This window comes from Legionella quateirensis (genome assembly GCF_001467955.1).
In the GTDB taxonomy this organism is placed as follows: domain Bacteria; phylum Pseudomonadota; class Gammaproteobacteria; order Legionellales; family Legionellaceae; genus Legionella; species Legionella quateirensis.
Genome location: NZ_LNYR01000048.1, coordinates 192,962 through 193,433 on the forward strand (window position 1 = coordinate 192,962; position 472 = coordinate 193,433).

The window sequence follows — 472 nt, forward strand, 5'->3', positions numbered from 1 at the left end:
TATGATTTTGGTGTTGAATTTACCATTTATGGACCCTCCGCCTTCGCGGAGGGTGACGGAAATGGGATATGAAGTATGACGGAAATGGGATATGGAAAGTAACGGAGAGTGGCAAGAATGGGATATGGAGAGTGACGGGAATGGGATATGAAGTATGACGGAAATGGGATATGAAGTATGACGGGAATGGGATATGGAGTATGACGGGAATGGGGTATGGAGTATGACGGAAATGGGATATGGAGTATGACGGAAATGGGATATGGAGTATGACGGGAATGGGATATGGAGTATGACGGGAATGGGGTATGGAGTATGACGGAAATGGGATATGGAGTATGACGGGAATGGGATATGGAGTATGACGGGAATGGGGTATGGAGTATGACGGAAATGGGATATGGAGTATGACGGGAATGGGGTATGGAGTATGACGGAAATGGGATATGGAGTATGACGGGAATGGGATATG